Source organism: Ferruginibacter sp. HRS2-29 (assembly GCF_024343615.1).
In the GTDB taxonomy this organism is placed as follows: Bacteria; Bacteroidota; Bacteroidia; order Chitinophagales; family Chitinophagaceae; genus Ferruginibacter.
Map to the genome: position 1 here is coordinate 32,861 of NZ_RJUB01000159.1, position 24,722 is coordinate 57,582.

General features: G+C 45.0%; 25 protein-coding genes. 13 read left to right on the forward strand and 12 right to left on the reverse strand.

Annotated features, from left to right (window positions below):
* Nucleotides 1-145: 145 nt before the first annotated feature.
* Nucleotides 146-937, reverse strand: a complete 792-nt coding sequence (locus tag EGI32_RS19415) for an NYN domain-containing protein (RefSeq protein ID WP_255157324.1) — start codon at nucleotides 935-937, stop codon at nucleotides 146-148.
* A 74-nt stretch (nucleotides 938-1,011) separates the two neighbouring features.
* Here EGI32_RS19415 and EGI32_RS19420 point away from each other — a divergent pair, with 74 nt between their 5' ends.
* The 3 genes from EGI32_RS19420 (at nucleotide 1,012) to EGI32_RS19430 (ending at nucleotide 3,141) form a co-directional block, all read left to right on the forward strand.
* Nucleotides 1,012-2,184, forward strand: coding sequence for a class I SAM-dependent RNA methyltransferase (locus EGI32_RS19420; protein ID WP_255157325.1), 1,173 nt, complete (start codon nucleotides 1,012-1,014; stop codon nucleotides 2,182-2,184).
* Nucleotides 2,185-2,324: 140 nt separating this feature from the next.
* Nucleotides 2,325-2,957: an energy transducer TonB gene (locus tag EGI32_RS19425; protein ID WP_255157326.1), complete on the forward strand. Its 633-nt coding sequence runs from the start codon at nucleotides 2,325-2,327 to the stop codon at nucleotides 2,955-2,957.
* 55 nt (nucleotides 2,958-3,012) lie between these two features.
* The gene (locus EGI32_RS19430; RefSeq protein WP_255157327.1) at nucleotides 3,013-3,141 is read left to right on the forward strand and encodes a hypothetical protein; all 129 of its coding nucleotides are present in this window, start codon (nucleotides 3,013-3,015) and stop codon (nucleotides 3,139-3,141) included.
* Between the two features lie 69 nt (nucleotides 3,142-3,210).
* Here the strand turns inward: EGI32_RS19430 and EGI32_RS19435 are convergent, their stop codons facing one another.
* The 9 genes from EGI32_RS19435 to mnmA form a co-directional block, all read right to left on the reverse strand.
* Nucleotides 3,211-3,738 (reverse strand): GNAT family N-acetyltransferase, encoded by a 528-nt coding sequence (locus EGI32_RS19435; RefSeq protein ID WP_255157328.1) that lies wholly within the window; start codon nucleotides 3,736-3,738, stop codon nucleotides 3,211-3,213.
* 5 nt (nucleotides 3,739-3,743) lie between these two features.
* Nucleotides 3,744-4,562, reverse strand: coding sequence for a ThuA domain-containing protein (locus tag EGI32_RS19440; RefSeq protein WP_255157329.1), 819 nt, complete (start codon nucleotides 4,560-4,562; stop codon nucleotides 3,744-3,746).
* A gap of 194 nt (nucleotides 4,563-4,756) precedes the next feature.
* Nucleotides 4,757-5,986: an isocitrate dehydrogenase (NADP(+)) gene (locus EGI32_RS19445; RefSeq protein ID WP_255157330.1), complete on the reverse strand. Its 1,230-nt coding sequence runs from the start codon at nucleotides 5,984-5,986 to the stop codon at nucleotides 4,757-4,759.
* 20 nt (nucleotides 5,987-6,006) lie between these two features.
* On the reverse strand, nucleotides 6,007-6,180 hold the full coding sequence (locus EGI32_RS19450) for a hypothetical protein (protein ID WP_255157331.1): 174 nt from the start codon (nucleotides 6,178-6,180) through the stop codon (nucleotides 6,007-6,009).
* On the reverse strand, nucleotides 6,167-6,742 hold the full coding sequence (locus tag EGI32_RS19455) for a zeta toxin family protein (RefSeq protein WP_255157332.1): 576 nt from the start codon (nucleotides 6,740-6,742) through the stop codon (nucleotides 6,167-6,169). Before EGI32_RS19455 ends, EGI32_RS19450 begins: the two co-directional genes overlap by 14 nt.
* Before the next feature lie 32 nt (nucleotides 6,743-6,774).
* Nucleotides 6,775-8,085: an NADP-dependent isocitrate dehydrogenase gene (gene icd, locus EGI32_RS19460; RefSeq protein WP_255157333.1), complete on the reverse strand. Its 1,311-nt coding sequence runs from the start codon at nucleotides 8,083-8,085 to the stop codon at nucleotides 6,775-6,777.
* A gap of 246 nt (nucleotides 8,086-8,331) precedes the next feature.
* Nucleotides 8,332-8,802 (reverse strand): GNAT family N-acetyltransferase, encoded by a 471-nt coding sequence (locus EGI32_RS19465; protein ID WP_255157334.1) that lies wholly within the window; start codon nucleotides 8,800-8,802, stop codon nucleotides 8,332-8,334.
* A 134-nt stretch (nucleotides 8,803-8,936) separates the two neighbouring features.
* Nucleotides 8,937-9,818 (reverse strand): hypothetical protein, encoded by an 882-nt coding sequence (locus EGI32_RS19470; protein WP_255157335.1) that lies wholly within the window; start codon nucleotides 9,816-9,818, stop codon nucleotides 8,937-8,939.
* Nucleotides 9,819-9,987: 169 nt separating this feature from the next.
* Nucleotides 9,988-11,088, reverse strand: coding sequence for a tRNA 2-thiouridine(34) synthase MnmA (gene mnmA, locus EGI32_RS19475; protein WP_255157336.1), 1,101 nt, complete (start codon nucleotides 11,086-11,088; stop codon nucleotides 9,988-9,990).
* 268 nt (nucleotides 11,089-11,356) lie between these two features.
* Between mnmA and EGI32_RS19480 the strand changes: the two genes are divergently transcribed.
* From EGI32_RS19480 to EGI32_RS21440, 10 genes are all read left to right on the forward strand, one after another.
* Nucleotides 11,357-12,805 carry a M48 family metalloprotease gene (locus EGI32_RS19480; RefSeq protein WP_255157337.1) on the forward strand — a complete coding sequence of 483 codons (1,449 nt, stop codon included), beginning with the start codon at nucleotides 11,357-11,359 and terminating at the stop codon, nucleotides 12,803-12,805.
* A 40-nt stretch (nucleotides 12,806-12,845) separates the two neighbouring features.
* Nucleotides 12,846-14,417 carry a DUF6770 family protein gene (locus tag EGI32_RS19485; protein ID WP_255157338.1) on the forward strand — a complete coding sequence of 524 codons (1,572 nt, stop codon included), beginning with the start codon at nucleotides 12,846-12,848 and terminating at the stop codon, nucleotides 14,415-14,417.
* A gap of 156 nt (nucleotides 14,418-14,573) precedes the next feature.
* On the forward strand, nucleotides 14,574-15,368 hold the full coding sequence (locus EGI32_RS19490; RefSeq protein ID WP_255157339.1) for a thymidylate synthase: 795 nt from the start codon (nucleotides 14,574-14,576) through the stop codon (nucleotides 15,366-15,368).
* Nucleotides 15,369-15,472: 104 nt separating this feature from the next.
* Entirely contained in the window at nucleotides 15,473-17,089 is a 1,617-nt protein-coding gene (locus EGI32_RS19495) for an OmpA family protein (RefSeq protein WP_255157340.1), read from the forward strand.
* A gap of 330 nt (nucleotides 17,090-17,419) precedes the next feature.
* On the forward strand, nucleotides 17,420-17,920 hold the full coding sequence (locus tag EGI32_RS19500) for a dihydrofolate reductase (RefSeq protein WP_255157341.1): 501 nt from the start codon (nucleotides 17,420-17,422) through the stop codon (nucleotides 17,918-17,920).
* Nucleotides 17,921-17,987: 67 nt separating this feature from the next.
* Nucleotides 17,988-18,791, forward strand: coding sequence for an O-methyltransferase (locus tag EGI32_RS19505; RefSeq protein ID WP_255157342.1), 804 nt, complete (start codon nucleotides 17,988-17,990; stop codon nucleotides 18,789-18,791).
* An 86-nt stretch (nucleotides 18,792-18,877) separates the two neighbouring features.
* Complete coding sequence (locus EGI32_RS19510) at nucleotides 18,878-19,999, forward strand: Re/Si-specific NAD(P)(+) transhydrogenase subunit alpha (RefSeq protein ID WP_255157343.1); 1,122 nt, start codon at nucleotides 18,878-18,880, stop codon at nucleotides 19,997-19,999.
* Nucleotides 20,000-20,175: 176 nt separating this feature from the next.
* Entirely contained in the window at nucleotides 20,176-20,484 is a 309-nt protein-coding gene (locus EGI32_RS19515) for an NAD(P) transhydrogenase subunit alpha (protein ID WP_255157344.1), read from the forward strand.
* A 107-nt stretch (nucleotides 20,485-20,591) separates the two neighbouring features.
* Complete coding sequence (locus EGI32_RS19520; RefSeq protein WP_255157345.1) at nucleotides 20,592-22,019, forward strand: NAD(P)(+) transhydrogenase (Re/Si-specific) subunit beta; 1,428 nt, start codon at nucleotides 20,592-20,594, stop codon at nucleotides 22,017-22,019.
* 42 nt (nucleotides 22,020-22,061) lie between these two features.
* Nucleotides 22,062-23,234, forward strand: a complete 1,173-nt coding sequence (locus EGI32_RS21440; protein WP_255157346.1) for an OmpA family protein — start codon at nucleotides 22,062-22,064, stop codon at nucleotides 23,232-23,234.
* A 3-nt stretch (nucleotides 23,235-23,237) separates the two neighbouring features.
* On the opposite strand, the gene EGI32_RS19530 is transcribed toward EGI32_RS21440, so the two are convergent.
* Together EGI32_RS19530 and EGI32_RS19535 are read right to left on the reverse strand one after the other, a co-directional pair.
* Entirely contained in the window at nucleotides 23,238-23,660 is a 423-nt protein-coding gene (locus tag EGI32_RS19530; protein ID WP_255157347.1) for a hypothetical protein, read from the reverse strand.
* 101 nt (nucleotides 23,661-23,761) lie between these two features.
* Nucleotides 23,762-24,721 (reverse strand): alpha/beta fold hydrolase, encoded by a 960-nt coding sequence (locus EGI32_RS19535; protein ID WP_255157348.1) that lies wholly within the window; start codon nucleotides 24,719-24,721, stop codon nucleotides 23,762-23,764.
* Between the last annotated feature and the right edge of the window lies 1 nt (nucleotide 24,722).

The window sequence follows — 24,722 nt, forward strand, 5'->3', positions numbered from 1 at the left end:
TGATATAAAAATTTTGACCTTGTTATATACAGATTAAGTTTTGTACGGCTGCCCTGACACGTTTTCCCGAACCGGAATCTTTACCAGGTGAACCTGTTGTAAAGGCAAGAAATGGAACGGGCTGTTCATTTATCCACAGTGGCAATCAAATTTCCTTGTTACGGATGTACACCAGCTTGATCCCGGACTTATCTGTTTCCCGTTTATCTATTTCAAATTGTGGCAGCGATTTCAGCAAGGGCGTCAGCTTTGCGAAACCATAATTCCTCGGATCGAAGTTGGGTTGTTTCTTCAGCAGTAGATTCCCGATATCTCCCAGGAAAGCCCATCCGTTCTCATCCGCCAGATCGTTGATCGTTTTTGCTATCAGCTTCAACGTTTCTTTATTCAATTTATCTACCGAAGGCTTAACTGCCGTTGGCGCAGCAGTTGCGGGTTTCGTGGATTTTCTGCGGGTATTCGTTTTGGCAGGAGTTTCCGCTTCCGCTTCATTCACCACAGGAATGATCTCCATGTAAATGAATTTATCACAGGCCACGATGAAGGGGTTAGGCGTTTTCTTTTGCCCGATACCAAACACTTTCATTCCCGCTTCGCGTAAGCGGGTAGCCAATCTTGTGAAATCACTGTCGCTCGACACGATACAAAAGCCATCTACTTTACCCGAATACAGGATGTCCATCGCATCAATGATCAGCGCCGAATCGCTGGAATTTTTCCCTTGTGTATAGCTATACTGCTGAATCGGCGTGATCGCATTTTCCAGCAATACATTTTTCCAGCCCGAAACAGTCGGCTTCGTCCAGTCGCCATAGATCCTTTTAAAAGTCGGCGTGCCATATTTGGCTATCTCTTCCATTACACCTTTTACATTGCTGTAAGGAACATTGTCTGCATCTATAAGTACCGCCAGGCGGATTTCTTTTGAAGTTTCCATAGTGCAAATGTATGATCATAGATCATAGATCATAGATACATTTTCCTTGCATTATGTTGCCTACTTTTGCAGTTATGCAATCATTTACTCAAAAGAGCCGTATCATAGTTACCTGCAGCAACCGTTTGTCGCCTTATTTACAACAGGATGCAGAAGGGCTGGGGTTTAAACCTGTGCGTGTATTCAAGACCGGTGTGGAACTGGAAGGGAGCCTGGAAGATTGTATCCGGCTGAACCTGAACCTGCGTTGCGCCAGCCAGGTATTGTATTCACTCAGGACTTTCAAAGCGTTTACCGCGAACGACCTGTATAAAACGTTGGTAGAAATTGCCTGGGAAACCATCATTCCGGCAGATGGGTATTTTTCCATCAGCAGTAATGTGAGCAATGAAACCATCACCAATAATCTTTTTGCAAATGTAAAAGTGAAAGATGCCATTGCGGACAGGTTCAGGGAAAAGACAGGAGCGAGGCCGGATTCGGGCCCGGAACTGAATGGTGCTGTAATACATCTTTACTGGAAAGATGAAGAAGCGGAAATATTTCTGGATACATCCGGCGAAACGCTTTCCAAGCACGGCTACAGGAAAATTCCCGGGAAGGCACCGATGCTGGAATCTTTGGCGGCAGCCACCATACTTGCTACCCGGTGGGACAGGAAAAGCCCTTTTGTAAACCCGATGTGCGGTTCGGGTACAGTGGCCATTGAAGCCGCGATGATCGCCACAGACCGGAGGCCGGGCCTGTACCGCAGCAATTATTCCTTCATGCACATCCAGGGGTATGATGAAACATTTTATGAAAAAGAATTTTCGCTGCTGGAAAAAAAGGTGAAAGATGTACCGGGGTTGCAGATCATCGCCAGTGATATCAGTGAGGATGCGATCAATGTTTCTGCCATCAATGCAGGCATCGCCGGTGTGGAAGAGATGATGACTTTCAAAGTGTGTGATTTTGCAGAAACAGGCATTCCCGAAGGCAAGGAAGGAGTGGTTTATTTTAATCCTGAATATGGCGACAGGCTGGGAGAGGAAGTAGAATTGCAGGGCACTTATAAAAGAATGGGTGATTTTTTGAAAAAGGAATGCAAAGGGTATACGGGATATATTTTTACCGGGAATCTCGAATTGGGGAAAAAGATCGGGCTTAAGCCGAAACGCCGGATAGAATTTTATACGAGTAAGATAGATTGCCGCTTATTTGAGTATGAATTATACGCCGGCAGCCGTGAAGAGGGGAAAAGCTAAGGCGTTTGTTCATTATCTTCCACAGGTTGAGCAATAAATATCCACTGAAAAAATTTTATTTAATATTAAATAGTCACTCATTTTTATGTGGGCATAGTATTTGAAAATTAGTGTATGTATTAATCACTAAAACAAATGTTATGTTACATACAAAATCATTTTCAGTAAAATTATTCGGTGCCGCGTTGTTGTTGGGTGGCGTAATTGCTACAGGTTGTAATAACGATAAAAAAGAACCTTCCGTTACTTCGGTAAGTTCAATGGACACCGCTTCCATGAAAGTAGATTCATCCAACAGCATGGTGAGCGATGGTTCCACAGCCGCTGTAGTTCCTGCTACCACTGCTGATACAGCAGGTACGGCAAAACCAAACGCAGCCAAAAAAGGAATGAAAGGAAAAGCTACCATCACCATGCCTACAAAGGGTACTGGAAGTATGGAAGCGGATAATACCGGTGTATATTCCAATGTAGAATACCTGCCATCTTTCCCGGGAGGTAACAAAGGCCTGCAGAAATTTTTTGATGACAACCTGGAGTATCCGGCCGCAGCCAGCGATGATGGGGTGGAGGGTACTGTAAATGTGAGCTTTGTGGTTGACGAAAATGGTAAGCTTACATCACCACAGGTTGTGGGTGCGCCACTGGGGTATGGTATCGAAAATGAGGCCATCAGGGTAGTGAATAAAATGCCTGTATGGAATCCGGGTAAATTGAAAGGCAGGAATGTGAAAACAAGATTTACACTGCCGGTAGTGTTTCAATTATACTAGTCCCGTTAGGGAATAAAATATCCACAAAAATTTTCTCCTATGGAGAATACACAGAATGTCGCAGATGATTTTTTTTTCTGCGGCATTTTGTTTTTTTGTCAATACCAAATACCGCTATGCCCCCGGCGTGATGGACCGTCTGGCAGCGATAGCCGCAGATGAATCAGTGAAAACATTATTGTAGTTGGCTGCATCATAGATGAGGTTGCAGTCATTTTCTCTCTTAAAAGGAGATCCACCTGGTAACCAGGAATTAGCGCAGTGGAAGTCGCATCATCAGGTCTGTCTGCACATCATTGCCCAATCTGAAAAAATGTTTATCAAAAACTACAAATCCGTTCTTGGTGTAAAATGCGATCGCACGGGCATTTTCTTCCCATACGGCCAGCCATATGTAAGCGGCCTTTCGTTCATACGCTACCGTTAGTGCCTTTTCGAATATTAATTTCCCGAGGCTTTTTCCGTGATATTCTTTCAGGGCATAGATCCTTTCAATCTCCATTCCATCCTTGTCCCGCAATTCTGTCTGGGCTGTGTTGAAATTGAGTTTAAGATATCCTGCTACATTGCCTGAATCATCTTTGGCAAGAAAAAAAGCCGAGTCCGGGTTGCAGGCTTCCGAAGTCAATTTCTCCGGTGAAAGATTTTCTGCCACGTACAACTGCATATTTTCTTCGGTATTCACATCCGCAAATGTTTCAGTGAAAGTACGGATGCTGATGGCTCTCAGTGCGTCGAAGTCAGCCATCCCGACAGGAATGACCTGTATGTTTTCAGTCATGAACTTTATTTTTTTGATCCCAGCCACAAAAGGCTGTTCAATACAAGTTTGTCCTGTAGCGGGTTTCCAAAAGTGAATGACAATTCTTTGTCGCTGTTATGTTCGTAATCGATATCATTGTGCCCCATGTTGAAATAGATCATTTTATATTTCGTATTTGCCCATACAACGGGGTAATAGCCGCTATGCCAGATCTCGTGCGGCTTTGGGCCGGTTCCTAGCGGGAAGCTACTGCTGTCGATAGACACTAAAATTTTGATATCCGGGTTTTTACGGAGATCATTTTTCCAGCGGTACCATTCGTTGGGTGAAGACCTGAATGTTGTGGGGAAATTTCTGGTTACAGGATGTTTTTGTTCTACCCGCAATACGGCAGAAGTGGGCCTCCAGGTATTGCTCACATATTCTCCCGAACCGAGAAAATCATTGTGGTACCAGGTCCAGTCCTGCAGTATACCTGATCCATTCATCGCGAATGCCGCAAAATGAAAGCCTATCCAGGCTCCGCCATTCTTCATATATTTTTCAAAAGCCGCCCGCCGGGCAGGAGATTCGGGCCTTGTGTCGAGGAAAATAACTACCTGGTATTTTTTCAGGAAGGTATCGTTAAGGTTATTCCAGTCGCCGGTAGAATCATACTCAAAGTTATGCGTGGAAGCCATGGACGAAAACCATTTGTTGGCTTCGTGCAAAAAGCTGATATGCGCCTGGTCGTTTTTGCCGGTGTAAAAGCCGATTGCCTTGAATTTTGGAGAAGTCTGCGCAACGGCGGAGAGAGAAAATATACTAAGCAGGATTAACAAAAAAGGGGAAATTCTTTTCATTTGGCTTGTAGTGAATGGTGAATAGTGAATGGTCAAACCTTCGGTACGTTGTGCTACGGATGAAATATGCAAGGTTCGCCAGCCTGAATATTTATCTGGATATAAATATAATCTTAATAAACTTACCTCAAAAGAAAGGCCCTGCAATTTACAGGGCCTTCATTATCCATTATGAATTATTCATTATCAATTGATCAGTTCATCTTCTTTTTGAGGTTCTCATCAATGGCATCCAGGAACTCTTCGGTGTACAGGTAATGTTCGCCGTGGTTCACTTTATTGCCGTGGATACAAACCGCCAGATCTTTTGTCATCTTACCGCTTTCAACCGTTTCGATACAAACCGATTCGAGGTCGTTACAGAATTTGATCAGCGCTTCGTTGTTGTCCAGTTTACCACGGAAAGCAAGCCCTCTTGTCCATGCGAAGATAGAAGCGATCGGGTTGGTGCTGGTTGGTTTGCCGGCCTGGTGATCGCGGTAGTGGCGTGTTACCGTACCATGAGCAGCTTCCGCTTCCATGGTAGACCCGTCGGGAGTAACCAATACGGAGGTCATGAGGCCCAAAGAGCCAAAACCTTGTGCCACCGTATCGCTCTGCACGTCACCATCGTAGTTTTTACAAGCCCATACAAAATTACCGTTCCATTTCAATGCGCTCGCCACCATGTCATCGATCAGTCGGTGTTCGTAAGTGATGCCTGCAGCTGCGTATTCGGCTTTAAATTCATTTTCATATACTTCTTCGAAGATGTCTTTGAAACGGCCATCGTATTTTTTAAGGATGGTGTTTTTTGTAGAAAGGTACAAGGGCCATTTTTTGCTCAGGGCCATATTGAAACAGCTTCTTGCAAAACCATAAATACTTTCATCGGTGTTGTACATGGTCATTGCCACACCATCACCTTTATAATTGTATACTTCAAATACCTGCGCTTCGCCGCCATCTTCAGGGGTGAAGGTCATAGTGAGCTTGCCTTTACCTTTTATAACGGTATCGGTTGCACGATATTGGTCGCCGAATGCGTGACGGCCAACGATGATCGGGGCAGTCCAGTTGGTAACCAGCCTTGGTACGTTCTGCATCACGATCGGTTCGCGGAAAACGGTGCCATCGAGGATGTTGCGGATCGTTCCGTTAGGGGATTTCCACATTTGTTTCAGGTTGAATTCTTTTACACGTGCCTCATCAGGAGTAATGGTGGCGCATTTGATACCCACACCACAAGCCTTGATGGCATTGGCCGCATCGATGGTTACCTGGTCGTTTGTTTCGTCGCGGTATTCCATTCCAAGATCGAAATATTGAATGGGAACTTCCACATAGGGAAGGATCAGTTTGTCTTTAATGAATTTCCAGATGATCCTTGTCATCTCATCTCCATCCAGTTCTACTACCGGATTTGCTACTTGAATTTTACTCATATTGCTTTGTTGGTTTTGTATTATTTTTTCAATTTAATATCTCTCGCTTTTACAGTTACAATCTTTCCATTTCTTGAAAAAGCCAGTACTTCATTTTTATAACGTTTTTCTTTAACGAGTTTTTTGAAAGAAAGATCTAATCCCACTTTCAATGCTTCTGAAAAACTGAGGCTCTCAATATTAATCTTTTTCATGAGCAATTTTAGTTATGATGTTCCATTCATCTTCGCGGAAAATAATATTTATTTCCGGGTCGTATTTTTCGGAGATAAAAAAAAACTTGTCCGAATTATTCATAACTATCCAACTGTCGCAAATGGGTATAAAAATATTTATAAGATTTTTTATTCCGCTTTTATACCTTCTTTGAATGACATCCTTAGGAATATGATGCCCTCCTTTTTCAACACGTAATTGGACCCTGTCGATTGCCAAATCTACGGAATTTAGCCAAAAGAATAGTAATGTTACCTCATAACCAACATTTTGCGCTTCTTGAATTAACGACCGATAAGAACGTGTGGCAAGCGTAGTTTCAATTGCGAAATTTTCTTTTAATGCTATCAATTCGTCAATTCTTTTAAGCATGATCCTGCCTGCCTGTACAGCAACCTTCTCCGGCTGAAACGGAGATAATCCACGTGCAATCTCATCAGCGTTTACAAACTCTTTGCAATTCAGTTTTTCGGGTAATACATTGTAAGACGCAGTCGTTTTACCTGCGCCATTTGTCCTCAAAACCCCGGAGGTTTTCAAAACCTCCGGGGTTTAAAATCCGCAGCGGAAAATTATAAACTCGAGCTCTTCTTCAACTGTATATCACTCGTCACCACGCCCATATTGGTAATGATCTCATCGCCGAATTCGCTTGTCTTCAGCAAAGTGGCGCCTGTCATCAGGTTGTAGAAGTCGATGGTGACGGTCTTGCGCATGATGGTAGCCTGCAATGCAGTGGTGATGAGGTCGGCCGCTTCTTTCCAGCCGATGTATTCCAGCAGCATGCAACCGCTCAGTATCACCGAAGAGGGGTTCATGCTGTTGGTGCCGGCAAACTTAGGCGCTGTACCATGTGTAGCTTCAAATACGGCATAACCGGTTTTGTAATTGATGTTGGCGCCAGGCGCAATGCCTATTCCGCCTACTTCAGCAGCTAATGCATCGGAAATATAATCGCCGTTAAGATTGAGCGTAGCCACCACGGAAAAATCTTTCGGGGCAATCAATATCTGTTGTAAAAAATTATCCGCGATGATATCTTTTACCAGCAATTTACCTTCGCTGAGGGCTTTGCGCTGCACTTCATTGGCATGCGCTTCGCCGTGTTCTTTTTTCAGTTCATCCCATTCGTCCCACGTAAATGTTTTGTCGCCAAATTCCTGCCTGGCCACTTCATACCCCCAGTTCCTGAAATATCCTTCGGTATACTTCATGATATTCCCTTTGTGAACAAGGCTCACAGATGGCAGGTTGTTTTCAAGCGCATGGAGGATAGCCGCACGTACAAGGCGTTTGGTGCCTTCCTGCGAAACAGGTTTTACACCATAACTAGAATCTCCTGGGAAACGTACATTTTTCACGCCCATTTCTTCCAGCAGGAATTTCTCGAATTTCTGTGCTTCCGCAGAACCCGCTTTCCATTCGATACCGGCATAGATATCTTCCGTATTTTCCCTGAAGATTACCATATCCACATGTTCGGGATGCACTACGGGAGAAGGCACGCCTTTGAACCATTTCACGGGGCGAACACAGGCATAGAGGTCAAGATCCTGGCGCAGGGCAACATTCAATGAACGGATACCGCCGCCTGTAGGGGTGGTAAGCGGGCCTTTGATGGAAACGATATAATCTTTCGCCATCTGCAAAGTTTCAGCAGGCAGCCATTCTCCGGTTTTGTTGAAGGCTTTTTCCCCGGCCAGCATTTCTTTCCACTCAATTTTCTTAGAGCCGCCGTAAGCTCTTTCAACTGCCGTATCAAAAACCTTTTCCGCCACTTTCCAGATTTCGGGGCCGATGCCGTCCCCTTCAATAAAAGGGATGGTCGGGTTGTCGGGAACAACCAGTTTGCCATCCGTGCCCATGGTGATCTTTTCTGCCATAATGATTTTCTTTTTGTGGTGCAAATTTAAGCTAAAGCGGTGGAAAAGAGATGGCTGGTTTGTAATAGTAACTCAAGTATGGCCTATAGAACAAAAGGCTCCCTTTTGAGGAGCCTTTTGTTCTATAGTATGAATCTTATCCTGAAGTTACAGGTAAAAGTAAATTTGGCACTTTGCTGTGCGTTCCGGCTGAGCGTTAGGGGCCTCTTTCGTATAGTGTGGTAGTAAGATGGCCCAAAAGCAATTTTAGAAATTTATGCTGCAGTTCAGCCATCCCGCATCAATATCTGCTTTATATCTTTTGTAAAAAGCAATGGCCGGCTCATTCCATTCCAGTACCTGCCATACCATGCCGCTGAAATGATGTTCGCGGGCGTGATCGATGAGTTTATCCATCAGCAATTTGCCGATGCCTTTGCCCCGCATGCATTCTGTTACCAGCAGGTCTTCCAGGTAAAGCCGTTGCCCTTTCCAGGTGCTGTAACGGGTATAATATAATGCGAAGCCGATCACTTCGAGGCCATTATCTTCCGACAATGAAGCTGTTTCGGCTACATATGCTGCCCATACAGGGTTTGGGCCAAAACCACTTTCTACAAAATGATCGTAATCTACCGTTACCTGCTCCGGAGCTTTTTCGTACAATGCCAGTTCGTGAATGAGCTGCATCATTTTTTTACAATCCGATTTTATCGCCGGGCGAATATTAACTGTCATGGAGAAGGTTGAAGGTTGAAGGTTGAAGGTTGAAGGTTGAAGGTTTACTTAGGATTGAAAATCGTATGTAAATCGAAAGTACGTCAAACCGGAAAGATTTTCAACTTTCAACTTTGAACCTTCAACCTTCAACTTTAATTATGGGAGAGCATTACCTGCCTGGTGCCATAACCATTGTAGTAGTAGCTGGCCACCACGGTATCGCATACAACTTTATGATTGGGCAATGCACGCAGCGAATCGCAGTTGGTGCCCGGGAGGTCGCAATTAACAGGGGTGGTCACCGTGCCGCTTCCGGAAGGATTCGGGTAGGTGTGTTTGCAGTTGTTGATGGCGAGTGTTGGCTGGTATTCCCAACTGATCACATCGCGGTAAACAAGCCCGATCGTATCGGCATATATTTCATAGCCTTTGTCGTACGTGGCAAAAGCGAAGGCAGAAAATTCTTTGTTGTCGGTCGAATCATATTGTACCACCGTCACTGTTTTTGGAAGATTGAATGTTCCTACCTGTAAAGGCTGTCCGGCATCTTTATAGAAGAAATTCCAGGTCTGGTAAAATGAATTCTGATGAAATACCGGTTGGCTCAGGTAACTGTTGCCGAGCCAGCTTTTTCCTTCTTCCACCGGACTTACCATCTTTATATAACGAAGGTTGTTTTCAACGTATTCGAGGCTGTTGTCGGTAGGAGTGAAAAAGAATGTATTGATCGGCGACCAGGTATTGTTCGCCTGGTTGAGGTGATACCTGAAAACCTTGAAGGTTTGCCGGTTGGAATTATCCACGATCTCTTCCACGATAGAATCTTTCACGATATGCGAAGTCTTGATAAAAGATGTACCAAATGAACGGGTAACGGTGGAATCCAGCGCATAGATGATGTACTTTCCTACTTTGAAATTGTTGTACTGCCTGTAAGAAGTGAAGACAGTATCGTCATTTGTTTTCTTGCAGCTCACAAACAAGGTAGCAAGTGTTGCGATCAGCGCCAGAAAGAGTACGTGGTTTTTTCTCATGAGAAGAAGTGAATTGTCAATAGTCAATAGTCAAATCGTTGTACGTTGTTTGCGATCTACACTCTTTTATATTGGTAAAAAATAATTTCTGTTATGTCTTTGGTCAAAAGTCGGTAAAAAAAGTTATAAAGTTCAAGGATTGACCATTGACTATTCTCTATTCACTAATTCAGGTTCGCTGAATGATCCCGCCGCCTATTACATCATTCCCTTCATAAAAAACAGCGCTTTGCCCGGGTGCAACTCCTTTTACATCATCGTAAAAACGTACGGTAATGCCATTTTCGTATGTGTAGAGGTTACTTAATGCGCCTTTATCCTTGTAACGTATCTTGGTAACGGCTTCCATTCCATCCGTCACACCATCATATTTCATCCAGTTGATGCCGGTTACTTTCATTTCGATACGGTTCAGGTCTTCTTCGTTGCCCAGCACCACCGTATTTGTTTCAGGGATGATCTCCGTCACGAAAGCGGGCTTACCCAGCGCAATGTCCAATCCCTTCCGTTGGCCAACAGTATAAAACGGATAACCTTTGTGTTTACCAAGTATTTTACCCTGCGGGTCAACGAAGTTTCCGCCATTCACTTTTTCTTCCAGGCCTTCCACTTTACGTTTCAGGAAACCTCGGTAATCATTATCGGGCACAAAACAGATCTCGTAGCTTTCATTCTTTTTCGCCAGTTCGGGATAGCCGAAATCATGCGCCATCTGGCGGATCTCCGTTTTGCGGTAAGTTCCGAGCGGCAGCAACGTACGTTTCAGCAGATCCTGCTGCAATCCCCACAGGGCATAACTCTGGTCCTTGGTTTCATCCAGTCCCTTGCTGATAAAATACCGGCCATTGCTGTGCTGATGCACCTGCGCATAATGCCCGGTGCTGATGAAATCACACCCCAGCGCATCTGCCCTTTTCAGCAATGCCCTCCATTTGATATGCGTATTACACATCACACAGGGGTTGGGTGTACGCCCCGCTATATATTCTTCAATGAAATTCTCAATGACAAAATCCCCGAACTCATCGCGGATATCAAGTATAAAATGCGGAAACCCATGTTGTACCGCCGCCATACGGGCATCGTTGAAGCTATCGATATTGCAGCAGCCGGTTTCTTTTTTACCCGTAGTACCAACACTGCTGGCATAATCCCATGTTTTCATGGTGATACCCACCACTTCATAACCTTCCTTGTGAAGCATCAAAGCCGCTACGGTGCTGTCTATGCCGCCGCTCATCGCCATCAATACTTTTCCTTTTGTGCTCATCCCGCAAAGGTACGTCAATGGGGGAATAAGTGAATGGTTGGATACGGAAACATTGAAATTTTTCGATATTCGGAAACAGTTGACAACTCCCTGCAGTTGACAACTCCCGGGAGTTGTCAACTGCAGGAGGATTTTCTACACTTATGGCTATTTTGTTGCAGTTATCAAATTATCAGCCTGAAAAACCGTGTTTTATGAACATACCAATACTTCCGGAAGCAATATTTCACGATATTCACCGTTTTTGAAGGTTCCTATTACCCAAAACATGCAAAAATATACCAAAACGTCCATCACGGCGATCTTCCTGATCACTGCTTATTTGTATTCCCCGGCACAGAGCGCCCAACCCGGCAGGTACAACCAATTGTCGAAAAGCAGTTACTCCAAACAAAAGGATTCCCTGAAAAAAGCATTGGTTTGTCCGGTTTTATTCAAAAAGAAAGAAACGCAGAAAAAGTACAAGGAATTCTGGGATTCCCGCACCGATTTCATCACAGCCGCTATTGACGATAACGATTTCACCCGCGAACCGGCGATGTACAATTATGTTTCAGAAATATTATCTGAGCTGGTTTCCGCCAACCGCGAATACATCAAATCGTACCCGCTGCTCTTCATCGACCGCAGCCCAAGCGTAAATGCCTATGCTATCGGAAATAATATGGTGGCTGTGAATATGGGACTGCTTTCCTTTTCGGGATACCGCGAAGAGATCGCCCTGGCACTGGCGCATGAGCTGGCGCACAACATCCTCATGCATCCCGAAAACTCCATGAAGGAAAGGGCCGAACTGCTCACTTCGGATGAATATATCAATGACGTGAAATCGGTACTGGATTCAAAATACGGCCGCTACAGCAAGCTGAAAAAGATCATGGAAGGGTACAGTTTCAGCCACAACAGGCACACACGTTACCACGAAGAAGAAGCGGATTCGATGGCTACCATCTTACTGAAAAATAGTAAGATCGCTTTTGCACCCGGGTTTTTCCTCAGGCTCGACAGCGCCGACCTGGTATACAAGACCCCGCTGAAAAACGGGACAAAAACGTATATGTCAGACCTCAATATCAATGTGGAGGAAACCTGGATGCGTAAAGGCACCAAAGGCCTTTCCAACCGCAATTATTCTTTTTCGCAGGGAGAGATCAGCGACTCTGCAAAAACGCATCCCGATTGTAAAGCACGTTACGAAAAACTGCTGCCGTACGCCACCGGCAATACTCTTACTCCAATAAGCGCCTCCCTGAAGGCGGATGTGAATAAATCCATCATCTGGTCGTTGTTTGTGAACAGTAACCTCACCTCCGCGTTTTACCGGCTGCTGCTCGAAAAAGACCGTGGCAACTTCGATGCGTGGCACAAAGTAATGGCAGCCTACATCATGAACGGGTTGTTTTATGCGGATAAGAAACTATCGCGTTTCAATGTCATCAACATCCGGTCGAAAGAATATATTTCATCAAATTATTACGAACTCCAGACAATGTTCGAACAATTTCCCCGCGACCGGCTGGAGAGTTCCTGCAAGGAATGTTTCAATCAACCTTTCTGGCAGCAGGCCAGTGCCGATGAAAGATCGTTCAGGTCATTGCTCGCTTATCTCAACTTTACAGGAGAGCAGAGCGCAAGTGAGATCAAAAGCATGCGCAAAGAATTTCAGGAGTCGTATGGCCAAAGCCTTTACCTGGAATTCATTGAACAGATAAAATAATTACTACCAAACCAACACTAAAACCAAAACAACTCAAAAGATGACCAGATCGTTTTTCCTTACCCTCGCCGCCGTATGCATTACAACGTTTGCACAGGCGCAGTCACGCGTATTCAAGCAGGTGGCTGAAGAGATATCTTCCGACATGGATGCTATCCAGCAGGATGGCGCCGTAGTAGGATATGTGGTACTTACCAAACTAGAAAAGATCAAAGAAGACAGTTTCAATTACAAACTTACTTTGATGGATGAAAACCTGAACGATATCGGCAGCATCAACATGAAAGACATCAATATGAACCTGATGAGCGTGGCTTTTGAGCAGGATGTGCTTTGTCTTTCTTATTATAAAAGCAACATCAGCGGAAGCACGTTCAAGAACAGGCGTCAGTACAAGGCAGCAAAAGAAGATGCGGTTAACACGATCATGAACCAGTTCGTATCACTTGATGGGAAGATCATCAACACACATAGTTTTGCTATCAGCGCCAAGATCAATTCAGCCCAGGGGGGGCTCTATGGCGCTACCGGAAAAGTATATGCTTACTCAGGATTGAAGAACAGCGGGCAGGTGAAGAATATTCCCGGAAAAGGATTTTGTTTCCTGTATGGAGATGATGATAAAAGTGAAATGCTGTCGTACGATACAAAGGGGGAGGTATTGTGGAAAAAAGAAATACCAAGGTATGCATCCTATTCCATGGTTCCTTCCAGCGAGGTGGTTTACCTGCTTGGCGGAACCGACGGCAATAACCCGCTGGAGCTTAACAGGCTTTCTGTGGCAGATGGTACCAAAGCAGCCGTTTATACCCTGGAAGATAAAGATGAGAACAGGTTTAATATCCTGAATTTTGAAATGAACCAGGTAACGGGCAAGCCATATATTGCCGGATCGGTGGTGAGTAAATCACGTATTGTGAAGGGCAATTCCGGCAGGGCCGTAACGAAAGGTTATTATATGGGGGTATACACGCTTACGCTCAATGGTATGAAAAAAGGCGATATCAAAGAAAATATCACTTACTGGTCGGAAGGTGAACTGAAGCCGGAAATATCTACCCGCGGCCGTGTAGTGGAAGATAATGGGGTGCCTTATTTAAGGACAGCTTCGCAGGATTCTGCCGGCAATACTTTTTTTGCAGGAACGCTGGTGCAACGGAAATTACGTGTCGGTTCAGTAGTTGCCAGTGTTATAACAGCGCCATTGATCGTGTTTCCGATCTATATCCTGGGTTCTACCGGTACCCACAAGTTCCGCATGACGGATGGCGTGGTGCTGAAACAGGGAAATAAGGGTTCGCTTACGAAAGTACAGACACTGGAAAAACAGCATACCCGTTATTACCATGCAAAAGTGGGGGTGTCGGAGTACGATAATTCCAACGATTATTTTACCATGTACAACCCTGCTACCAAATCGGAAGTGATCATTTACAGCGATGATAAAAGCTACCAGATTTACAGTGTTGCACAAAACAAGATCTCCCGTTCTATCCCTACCAAAGTTTCCAAAAGTACCCTGCGTGTATTTGGCGCCAAGGAAGGTCATATCATGATCATGGAAAATAACAAAAAGGAAAAATATACCAAGCTGTCTATCGAAGCTATTTAAATTGAGCAATTTATATATCAGGCCGGCCACCCCAGGGTGGCCGGCTTTTTTTAGGGTCGGCTGCCTTCCGGAGGTTGCTGCCCTTTAAGATACTGTGCATAAGAACCCGTAACCCGCCACCCGCTAACCCTCACTTTTTTTCCTAAATTTGCACCCATGCAGCAATATCTCGATCTCGTACAACATATCATTTCCACCGGCAACGATAAAAGCGACCGCACCGGTACAGGCACCCGCAGTGTTTTTGGCTACCAGATGCGTTTCAACTTACAGGAAGGTTTTCCATTGGTGACTACCAAAAAAACACACCTGAAAAGTATCATCTACGAACTGCTGTGGTTTCTGCAGGGTGATACCAACATCGCTTACCTGAAAGAGAATAATGTGAAGATATGGGACGAATGGGCCGATGAAGACGGTAATCTCGGTCCGGTTTACGGCAAACAATGGCGCAGCTGGGAAGGTGCCGATGATACCGAAGTAGACCAGGTAAAAGACCTCATCCACCAGATAAAGACCAACCCCGATAGCCGCCGCCTCATCATCAGCGCCTGGAATGTGGCCGACCTGCCAAAGATGAAACTGATGCCCTGCCATTGCCTCTTCCAGTTTTATGTAAGCAATGGTAAACTCAGTTGCCAGCTTTACCAGCGTTCCGCAGATGTATTCCTCGGCGTGCCTTTCAACATCGCCTCCTACGCATTGCTCACGATGATGATATCGCAGGTATGCGGTCTGGAACCGGGCGATTTCATCCATTCTTTTGGTGATGTACATTTATACAAAAATCATTTCGAGCAGGCAGAATTACAACTGACCCGAACACCATTTCCGCTTCCGCATATGAAGATCAATCCGGAAGTGAAAGATATCTTCGATTTCAAATTTGAAGATTTCGAACTGGTGAATTACCAGTCGCACCCGGGGATAAAAGCGCCGGTAGCGGTGTAGGGACGGGCCTGTGGTATCGCCCCCCTCCGCTTATTCGTGTAATTCGTTTCAATTCGTGTAATAAAAAAAACTTTCATTCGTTGTAAGAGAACCAATTACCTCTTATGCGAAAAATCTCTACACTGTTACCCCTTCTTTTGTCTGCTTTTACCGTTTTGGCGCAGCCTTCAGCCCATGTTGGCGATACCACCATAAAGCTCAAAGAGCAGTCAGAAAATATCATCAAAGAAGGTACTGTCGTAAAGATCGAGAACCTCGGTCCGCTCATCAATACCGGCAACCCCGAAATGAGGCCCACGATTTCCGCCGATGGCAATCTGTTGTTCTTCATCCGTCAGGATGACCCTATGAACACACAGTACAATACCGTTCCCAATTCGCAGGATATCTGGTATTCTACCAGGGATACCGCTGGTAAATGGGCAAAAGCGAAACACCTGAATGCATCCGTAAATGCCTCACATTACAACGCGGTGTACTGGATATCCCCCGATCTCAATACCATCTTATTGAAAGGCGCTTACCGCGACGGGCAATACTTTGGCACCGGGCTGAGCATGATCCATAAAAGAGAAGACAATAGCTGGACCAATGCAGAAATGCTTAAGATCCGCAACTTCGGAAAATTCAACATGACACCACAACTGGGCGCCTGCATGGGGCACGACGGAAAGACCCTCTTGTTTTACATGACGGATAAAAAAGGAAGTTTCGACAACGATCTTTATGTATCTTTTTTAGAAGGGGATGATATCTGGACGGCTCCCAAAAGCCTGGGTAAAAAAATAAATCTCCCCGATTATAATGAAATGAGCCCGTTCCTGGCCGCAGATGGCGTTACGCTGTATTTCAGCAGCGACAGGCCCGGAGGGCTGGGCGAGAACGATATCTGGATGACGAAACGCCTGGACAACAGTTGGACAAAATGGAGCGATCCCGTTAATCTTGGAGCGCCCATCAACACCGAAGGTTCCGAAGCATTCTTTACCCTCGACGCAGGCGGCGAATACGCTTACCTCACATCAAGCGATGGGGCATATGGCGCCAGCGACATAGTACGCGTGAAACTGCTGGAAAAAGAAAAGCCCGATCCGGTGATACTGGTAAGCGGAAACGTATACAATGCCAAAACGAAAGAGCCGCTCACCGCCTCCCTGGTATACCAGACTTTGCCTGACGGAAACGAAGCAGGTACAGGTGTTTCAAGCCCTGTGGATGGTGCATTCAAGATCGTGTTGCCCTACGATAAAAATTACAGCATCCGTGCATCCGCCGATAAATTCTTTGCCATCTCCGAAAATCTCAACCTCGATTCGCTGATCAAAGAAGGGTATAAAGAAATACACAAAGATCTTTACCTGGTACCGATCGAGATCGGGCAGGTATTCAGGCTCAACAATGTATTTTTCGATTTTGATAAATACGACCTGCGTGCAGAATCGAATGTGGAACTCGACAGGGTAGTGGCATTCCTCAACGAATACCCGAATGTGGAAATAGAAATGAGCGCCCACACGGATAGTAAAGGATCAGACCAATATAACTTCACGCTGAGTGATAACCGTGCCAGATCGGTGATGAATTATATCCTTGCCAAAGGCATCCAGCCCAACCGCATCACATCGCAGGGGTATGGCGAAACCAAACCGGTGGCAACCAATGATACTGATGATGGCAGGCAGCTGAACAGAAGGGTGGAATTTAAGATAATGAAGAACTAGCAGGCACGTGCCTGCGGCGCGTGCAGTCAATGGTGAATAGTCAATAGTGAAACCTTTGTGGGTTATTATAAAAGACCAGTTCACACAAGCTGCATTCAAATTTCCCGCCTTTTCCGGACAAATGTGTAATCCGTGTAATCCGTAAAATTAGTGTCATTAAATAAAAGGCCAGGCTGCATGATCTTTGCAAGCGTTGAATAACTAAACCGTTCTGGCTCTTTTTAAATCAGAATACAAAATAAGGAATAAGGAAGTTGTAACTTCGCATCAATATAAAATCAGTGCGGAGTTCCATACTTCCTTATTTTACATTTCTTATTCCTTATTTGTATGACCATTTCACTCATCGTTGCCGCATCCGAAAACAATGCCATTGGCAGACAGGGCCAGCTGCTCTGGAGCCTTCCCATCGATCTTAAATTTTTCAAAGACACCACCTGGGCCATGGTAGTGGTCATGGGGCGTAAGACATACGAAAGTGTAGATAAACCTTTGCCCGGCAGGGTCAATATCGTGATCACCAAACAAGCCGATTGGTCAAGGCCGGGCACACAGGTGGCCAAAGACCTGGATGATGCTATTGCGCAGGCGAAAGCTACCAATTGTAAAGAGATATTCATCATCGGCGGCGGAGAAATATACAGGCAAAGCATGGACATAGCCGATAAGATTTATATGACCCGTGTGCATGCCACCCTCGAAGGGGATACTTATTTTCCGGAGATCGATCCATCAAAATGGATAATGACCGGGCATGTGGATTTTCTGAAAGATGAAAAGCATGCTTATGATTTTTCATTTCAAACATGGGAGAAAAAAATTACGAATTAATAATTACGAATTACGAATTAGAATGTACCACATTCGTAATTCGTAATTCGTAATTCGCAATTTATTTATGTATTCAGCATTTCAACTCGCAAAAAAATATATTCGTTACTACCTCACCGCTTCCAATGGAAAAGGCCATGGTGTACATTCTCCGTTTGTTTTTGAATTCATCCGCGATGTGTTGAATGATAAGAAACAACCTTCTTTTTACAAAAGCATTGAGGCAAAAAGAAAAAGCCTTTTATCTGATAACAGTACGATTGAGGTGGAAGATTTCGGGGCGGGGTCTGCGGTTATTAAAACAAACACCAGGGTAGTCGGAAAAATTGCGGCTTCTTCTTTAAAGCCCCGCAAATACGCACAGCTGTTGAGCAAAATGGTGAGTTATTATCAACCGTTGACGATTGTAGAACTGGGTACTTCATTTGGCATCACCACCGCTTATCTTACAAAGGGAAGCGATCCTAACGCCTCCGTATTTACATTTGAAGGGGCTCCTGCCATAGCCCGCATTGCACAACAAAACTTCGATGAACTGGGCTTGAGGAATAGCAAACTGGTACAGGGAGATTTTGCTGCTACATTCCCCGCTTTCCTGCAGGAAACAAAACGGATAGATTTCGCTTTTGTAGATGGCAATCATCGCAAAAAGCCTACGCTTGATTATTTTTATCAATTATTACAACATGTGGATCCGGCCGGGTCCATTCTTGTTTTCGACGATATCCACTGGAGCAGCGAAATGGAAGAAGCCTGGGAAGAGATAAAAAAGCACGGATCGGTTAATTTATCCATCGATCTTTTTTTTGTCGGCATCATTTTCCTGCGAAAAGATTTTAAAGTGGAGCAACACTTCAGCATCCGGTTTTAATTGCCTAACTTAGTTCGCATAAACCATGGAGGTTTTTAAAACCTCCATGGTTTGAATCAATTCATGAAAAATTCCCGTAATCTACCATGATCATTGGCGTATTAAAAGAACCATCTCCCGAAACACGGGTCTCCTTATTGCCAGAACACGTTGCTATCCTGAAAAAAATGAATGCCGAAGTGCTGGTAGAAACCGGTGCCGGTGCCAAAGCCTTTGCTGGGGATAACAAATATTCGGATGCAGGCGCTACCATCGGAAACAGGCAGCAGGTACTCGAACAGGCTACCATCCTGCTTTCCATCAATCCATTATTGAAAGAAGAAACGGATACCCTACAGGGAAAAGTATTGCTCGGATTTTATCAGCCTTTATTCAATCATTCACTTGCCAAAGAATGGGCTGATAGAAATATCACGGTATTCAGCATGGATATGCTGCCCCGCACTACCCGTGCGCAAAGCATGGATGTACTGAGCAGCCAGGCCAATATTGCAGGATATAAAGCAGTGTTGCTGGCGGCAAATCTTTACCCCAGATATTTTCCCATGTTCATGACGGCGGCAGGTAGCATAGCCCCGGCGAAAATGCTCATACTCGGAGCTGGCGTGGCTGGCCTGCAGGCCATTGCTACCGGTAAAAGGTTGGGCGCTGTAGTGGAAGTATTCGATACCCGTCCGGCAGTAAAAGAAGAAGTGATGAGCCTCGGGGCGAAGTTTGTAGAAGTGGAAGGTGCCGCCGATGCCAGCAAAGCCGGAGGTTATGCGGTGGAGCAATCAGAAGAATTCATGCAGCGGCAAAAACAAAAGATAGCGGATAGTGTGGCCAAGGCAGATATCATTATCACCACCGCACAGATACCCGGGAAAAAAGCGCCGGTGCTGATCACCGATGAGATGTTATCAGCCATGAAAAACGGTTCGGTGATCATTGATCTTGCTGCCGCAACGGGTGGTAATACCACGCAGACAAAAAACGAGGAGACTGTTCATCACAACGGTGTTTCCATCGTGGGCAATTCACGCCTGTCGGCGGATATGCCCAGCGATGCAAGCAAGTTGTATGGAAAAAATATCTGTAATTTCCTTCAGCTCATCATTGATAAGGAAGGCAACATAAACCTGAATTTTGAAGATGACCTGGTGAAAGGAACCTGTATCGCTACGGATGGTAAGATCACGAATGAACGGGTAGCTGATCTGGTAAAATAATAAAAAAACAAAAACCCCGTCAGCCGTCGAAGACGCTGACGGCGGTCCCTACAAGAACGAATTCCTAAACCACCCGCCCAGGTTAAAACCGCTGAAGTCGGTTTGGGAAGAAATAAAAATAAATAGAACCCCCGTCAGTAGTCAAAGACGCTGACGGCGGTTGAAAAAAATATTATATGGACAACATCTTAAATTTTATTTCCGCCAATCAGCAGATCATCTACATCGTCATCCTCATGATATTTGTGGGGATAGAAGTCATCGGCCGTGTGCCAAGCGTTCTGCATACACCGCTGATGAGTGGCGCCAATGCGATACATGGTGTGGTGATCATCGGCGCCATCATCGTGATGGGAAAGGCGGAAACGGATAATTATCTCGCCCTCGGATTAGGATTTCTGGCAGTGATATTGGGTACACTGAATGTGGTGGGTGGATTTGTGGTGACAGACAGGATGCTGGAAATGTTTAAGAAGAAGAACTGATTACACGAATTACACGAATTACGTTCGCATGGCTTCAAGTCGTTTTTCAGATAATGAAGTTGCAAAACCTTGAACCTTTTGAACTTTGAACCTTTTGAACTTTATATATGGAATTCAACATACTTACTCTTTGTTATCTGATCGCGTCGGTCACATTCATTCTTGGCCTCAAGATGTTATCGAATCCCGCGAGTGCCCGTAAAGGCAACCTGGTAGCGGCTTTCGGAATGGGGTTGGCGATTTTTGGGACTATCTTTTTATACCGTGATATAGAAAGCGGCGAACGGCTGCACAATTACGGATGGATATTTGGGGGATTGCTGATCGGAGCGATCGTTGGAACGCTTGCCGCAAAAAAAGTGAAAATGACGGCTATGCCTGAAATGGTAAGTTTGTTCAATGGAATGGGTGGAGCCTGTGCGGCATTAATATCACTGGTTGAATTCAATCATCTTTCTAAGGAAATTTCATCCGGCGGTAACAATGAGTTCATTGCAGCACACCAATCTACCATTCTCATTATTGCTCTGGGGCTGATCATCGGCTCCATATCATTTTCCGGCAGTATGATAGCCTGGGGAAAACTAAATGGTAAAGTGAAAGACTTCAGTTTTACCGGGCAGAATATCCTGAATCTTATTTTGCTTGCAATTGCGCTTAGCGCTGGTGTATGGCTCGTTGTAGATCCTGTACAAGGATACCTGCTGTACATCATTCTCGCACTTTCTTTATTGTATGGTATCTTATTCGTGATGCCCATCGGCGGTGCCGATATGCCTGTCGTGATCTCCCTGCTCAACTCCTTTACCGGTGTGGCCGCGGCTTTCGGTGGTTTTCTTTACGACAACAAAGTGATGCTCACCGGCGGTATACTCGTTGGCGCAGCCGGCACATTGCTCACCATACTCATGTGTAAAGCCATGAACCGCTCGTTGCTGAATGTACTGGTAGGCTCTTTCGGAGGAAATAAATCGGGAGGTGGCGCAGCCGCTGGCCCGCAGGGAGCTTACAAAGAAATATCTGTGAGCGATGCCGCCATGGTGATGGCATATGCCAATAAAGTGATCATCGTTCCGGGATATGGCCTGGCGGTGGCGCAGGCGCAACACGTTTGTCATGAACTCGAAAAGATATTGAATGAAAAAGGGGTGGAAGTAGTCTATGCCATCCATCCTGTTGCAGGCCGCATGCCTGGCCATATGAACGTATTGCTGGCCGAAGCCGATGTGGCATACGAAAAGCTGGAAGAAATGGAGCAGGCGAATGAACAATTCAAAACCACCGATGTGGTACTGATATTGGGAGCCAATGATGTGGTAAACCCTGCCGCAAAAACCGATCCTTCCTCGCCGATCTATGGCATGCCGATCCTGGAAGTGGAGCAGGCCAAAACGGTGATCGTAAATAAACGAAGCATGAAGCCGGGGTATGCCGGTATCGAGAACGACCTGTTCTTTCAACCCAAAACTTCCATGTTGTTTGGCGATGCAAAGAAAGTACTGCAGGAACTCTGTGCTGAGGTAAAGATCATTTGATAATTAAGAATTAAAAATTAAGAATTAAGAATGCAGGCCTTTGTGAAAACTAAATCTATAGTCCTGCACTTCAAATACTGGTGCCTTTTATTATTGTCAGTTACGTTTTCTTATGAACGTATTGCTGCGCAAAATCTATTTGCAAATTCCTCTTTTGAAGACATCAACATATGTGTTGAGTTCAATGCGTCCTGTGCGGCGGAAGGATGGTTTTACATCAAACCAACCACCAATCCGCTGGTCAACAGGCAGGTGGTGCCTGAGCCTTATTCGGGCATGAATCTCTTGTTGGTTCCGGTGGAAAGTGTGTATGGTAAAAAGGAATTCAGTGCGGTATATTCCCATCCCTTTGTTTATACGATGTTGTGCTGCCCGTTGATAAAAGGAGAGTCATATAAAATTCAATTCTACATTCATACTGCTTCCCGGAAATTTTATGCACTCGACTTCTGTTTTACCCAAACAGAACCGGCTACCGATGGTTTTGATCTCGTCAGACAAAAACCATCTTTTTCAATACAACCGCAGGAACTTCGGGAAGAAGTTAAAAACGGCTGGAGAAGAGTGCAACATGTATTTACCGCAGATGGTACCGAAAGATTTTGCACCATCGGTAATTTTTCTGAAAAGCCCTGGGGGTACAAGGCAAAAGAAAGGATGAACTCGGGAGGTGCGGTTTATTATTTCCTGGATGATGTCAGCCTGGTACCTGTAGACAGTATTGCTCCTTGCAAAAAATATGAGGCTAATATTGTAAAATTATATGAGCAGAATTTCCGCCATACCAATTTCGCTACCGTGCAAAAGCCAGGCGATACCATAGAGCCTGTGCTGCATTCCGCACCGGTATTCACTTCCGATACACTCATTATTCCCGCGGCTTTGTTTGAAACGAACAGTGCCGTTTTAAGGCCTGAGTTTGTAAAACTCTTTGATGAATTCAGCGCGGGCATGAACGAAAAGAAAATAGCCAGCATTCATATCTTCGGGCATACGGATAGCAGGGGTACGCAGGAGAAGAATAAAGTACTCTCACAAAACAGGGCAGAAGCCATCAGGAAATATTTTACAGAGAAGTTTCCGCAATACACCGATGTGATATTCGCGAAAGGCAAAGGGCAAGACCAGCCTGTTGCTGATAACAAAACAGAACAGGGGCGTACCAGAAACAGGCGGGTGGAAATTGTGGTTACAACAGTTTCGCTTTCGCAATGATCATCAGCAATCGTTCGTTGAGTAATTCAGCTTGTCCCAGATATCAAAAGTCTCCTTCAGTTTTTTTGCAGAAGATCTTTCTTTCGTAAGCTTTACTTCCAATGCTTTTGTGCGATCGGGACTGTGCCAGGTTCCTTCCAGTGAGGTTGTTTTATCGCTAAGTAATAACACGCCGGTGAAATCGTGTTCCACCAGGCAATAAAAACCTTTGTTGTTACGGGAGGCACTTAGTAAAAGCCAGTGTTTGCCTTCATCATAACTATACATGGCGGTGTAGTAATAATCATCACCGCAGCCCTCGCCTTTGCCAATGTAGAGTAATACTTTATGAGTGCCGACGGTGCCCCTGTAAAGGGCGGATTCTACCGGTTCCGCAAAGGAGGTAGAAAGAATAAAGACGCTGAGGAGTGTGAGGAAAAGTTTCATAGGTTTTAGCTTTTGAGTATCAGTTGATACCACGAATGGTACGAAATATCACAAAAAAACTATTAGTGATATTTCGTGCCATTCGTGGCTTCTTAACAAAGTTATTTTTTCAGGAATTCTTTTATCAGGGCAAATTCTTTTGCGGGTTCTTCCACCTGTGGATTGTGCCCGCTGTTTTCAAACATTACAAATTGCGCCTGCGGGCAATACTCTTTATATTTTACCTGCATCCACGGAACAGCTACACGGTCGTACCGGCCGGCGATCACCAGCACAGGCATTTTCAGGCCTTTGAGTTGCTTCCTGAAATCGAAATTGCCGATGTCGTTGCCCACGATGAAGTCGCCATCTTTACCTACCATCTGGTAATACAATTTTGAATTGAATGGATTAGGATAAGGTTTTCTTCCGCGGGAAATAAAGTTGGTCGGGTTGTAGGCATACAAAAATCCATAAGGCACACGGCCGTAAATATCCTGGTGGATATCATCGCTGGAGATGGCTCCTTTTTCCCTTGCTTTCATCAACGTATCCCATACTTCGGGGTAATTCGTTTTGATCTCGTGATTGCTGTTGTCGTCATTTTCCTGCCACATAAGATAGCTGTGAAAGCCGTTGGCTACAATGAGGTGGCTTAGGTGTTCGCCATATTTTACCGCATATCCCTGCGCTACCAGGCTTCCGTAAGAATGCCCCAGCAGGTTGATCTTATCGAGGTGCATTGCTTTGCGCAGGCCTTCGATGTCTTCAATATCCCTTTCCAGCGAGTACTCTTTCACGTCTTTGGCCGTATCGGATTTTCCCCTGCCAAAACCATCGAAGTAGATCAGCTGAATGTTTGAACCCACGCTCAAAGAATCGAAATTGCGGTAGCCGATATGCGTGCCACCCGGCCCGCCGGGAATGATGAATACAGGCTGGCCGGTACCTACTGTTACCGTGTAGATCTTAGCTCCATTCACCGTATAATATTTGCCATCCTTCCAGCTATCCGGAAAACCCTGTGCCGGCAGGCTATTGCTTATAACAATTCCTAAAAGGAGAAAAAAGAAATTTTTCATG